We start from the raw sequence: 2727 nt of genomic DNA, 5'->3' as shown, positions 1-2727 counted from the left end.
AATAGAAGTTACGAAAACTTCTAGCAATAGTGAGGCTGTTGTTTCCGAGACTGTAGAGTATACAATTAAAGTGATGAATACAGGTAATACAGAGGCTATTAATGTTAAGGTTTCTGATGCTTTATCAGAATATATTAAGTTTGTAGAAGGTTCTGTAACCATAAACGGTAAGCCTTATACGAATTACAATATAAGCTCTGGTATAGAGATACCAAAAATCCTTGTTGGAGAAACTCAAACTATTAAATTTAAAGCAACTATTATTAAAAAACCTGAAAAAGGTGAAATATCTAATATAGCAAGTGTAAGCTACAACTATATTACAGACCCTACTAAACCACCTAGAGGAAGTAATATTGATAGTAATAAAGTTACAATCAAAGTTGAAGAAGCTAAAGTAATCGTAACTAAGTCATCTAATATTGGATTTGCAAAAATTGATGATGTTATTGAATATACAGTTATTATGGAAAATGTAGGAACACTTAATGCACTTAATTTAATATTCTTTGACAGTATTTCAGATGGTGTTAGCTATATTGAAGGAAGCTTTAGCGTAAATGGAAGAAAAATAAATTCAGTGAATCTTTCTAAAGGTGTTAATTTAGGAAATTTAAAACCTGGTGAAAAACTTACTATTAAATATAGTGTTGTTTTAACTCATGTAGGTTGTGATAGAAAGATTAAAAATGCTGCATTTGGTAAATTTGAGTACAAAATTCTAGATAAATCATCTATAGGAGTTATGGAAACAAATATTGCAGACCATATTGTAATAGGACAAAGTCCGAACTTTAGACAGATGAATGTAGATGGGGTAATAACTCTTGATTGTCATATGCCACCAATAGAAGAAATAAATGAAGTTCAAGCAGAGGTTGAAATTACGAATTATTATGTAATAGATACTATGATAGGACGTTCACCTGAAAATTCTAAGCTTACAGGTCAAAAGCTAGTTGTTAATGGATATATTCATGAAACTATTGAATATACAGCTTTAGTAGAAAGACAATCAGCTCATTACACTTGTAGAACTAAGAAATTTAGCACATTTATTGTAATCCAAGGTGAAAGCACGTTAGGTGCTGAAATACGTGCAGCTGCATTAATTGAAGATGTGTCCTTCAAGCAATTGAATGATAGACAGTTATACACTAATATAACTTTCAATTTAGAAGCAAATATAAATAATTAATTAGAAAAAGAGGGATTAAATAAAATAATTTAATCCCTCTTTTACTATTATTTCATAAAATATTAATAGTAGTAATTTATGAGGAGGATTTATGGAAAATTTTAATGATTTAAATATAGGAAATGATATAAATGCCCAAGCTACAGGCCCTCTTACTATGAACAAAGTAGTTGATAAAGCACAGGGGGTTGTTGGTGATACCTTAACATACACAATAACTATAACAAATCCATCAGGAAGTGGTGTAAATACATCACCTATAGCCTTTCAAGATACGGTACCAACTGGAACGGTTCTTTTACCAGGAACTCTTTTAGTGGATGGAACTCCAAATACAGGAGATGTTCAAGCAGGGCTTACTCTTTCAGGTCTAGCACCTGGAGAAAGTCATCAAGTTATATTCAAAGTTTTAGTAACAACCTTTCCAGGAGGAGTCATAAAAAATGATGCAACTATTGACTATACTTGGGGAAATGGAGGTGTATTTCCAAATCGAGGAGGAAATGTAGGTCAAGCCCAGACAGTGCCAGGTCCAGATGTAAATGGAAGAGCAGTTTTAACTAAATCTGTTGATAAAACTACAGCGGCTGTAGGTGAGGAAGTAACTTATACTCTTGTTGCCGGAAATATTGGTTCAGTAACAATAAATAATGTAACAATTACAGACACAATACCTCAAGGAACTAGTTATGTAAGCAACTCTACTACTATTAATAATGGTGCTGCACAAAATACAAATCCTCAAACTGGAATTAATGTAGGAACTTTAACATCAGGTCAGAGTGCTACAATAGTTTTCAAGGTAAAGGTAGATACAATCCCAAATCCAAATCCTTTCTTTAATCAAGGGATTTTAGGATTCCAATTTAATAATGGAACTCAAACCGTTACTGGTGCGGGATTAACAGGAAATGTTTTTACAACAGTAACTGCACCATCTGGAGGAAGTGGAAGCATTTCTATAAACAAAAGTACTGACAAAACAACTGCAGCTATAAATGAAACTATAACATATACAGTTGTTTTAACTAATAATGGAACTCTTCCTTATACAAATCTTCAATTTGTGGATACTATTCCAAATGGAACAACATTTGTAAGTGGTTCAGTAAATGTAAATGGAACAGCGCAACCTACTTTCAATCCTCAAACTGGATTTGCAATAACGCCACCACTTGCTGTAGGTGGAGTAGCAACAGTAACTTATTCAATACAAGCAACTACAATTCCAACACCAAATCCAATAGTAAATGTAGCAAATGGAATATTCCAAACTTCATCTGGAAGTGGTAGTAATCTTTCAAATGCTGTAAATACAACTATAACTACTCCAGCTTCTGGAAGTGCAAGTATTACTAAAAGTGTTGATAAAACAAATGCTAATATTGGAGATCAACTAACGTATACAGCAGTAATAAGAAATAATGGAAATCTTCCACTTACATCATTAGTATTTACGGATACTATTCAAGCAAGCGGTGTTACATTTGTTTCAAACTCAGCAACAGTAAATGGCAGTGCAAATACTG

The 2727-nt window shown here is 32.6% G+C and carries 2 protein-coding genes; both read left to right on the top strand.

Annotated features, from left to right (window positions below; translation table 11 throughout):
* The coding region (locus tag ACRC28_RS10750; protein WP_438543445.1) for a DUF7852 domain-containing protein at positions 1–1198 on the top strand (1198 nt) is incomplete at its 5' end.
* Positions 1199–1289: 91 nt separating this feature from the next.
* Positions 1290–2727: DUF7507 domain-containing protein (locus ACRC28_RS10745; protein WP_438543444.1), on the top strand; the 1438-nt coding region annotated here is incomplete at its 3' end.

It is taken from the genome of Clostridium sp. (assembly GCF_051650885.1).
GTDB lineage: Bacteria > Bacillota > Clostridia > Clostridiales > Clostridiaceae > Clostridium.
The sequence above is the reverse complement of the archived record's forward strand: the minus strand, read 5'-3'. Positions and strand labels throughout refer to the sequence as shown.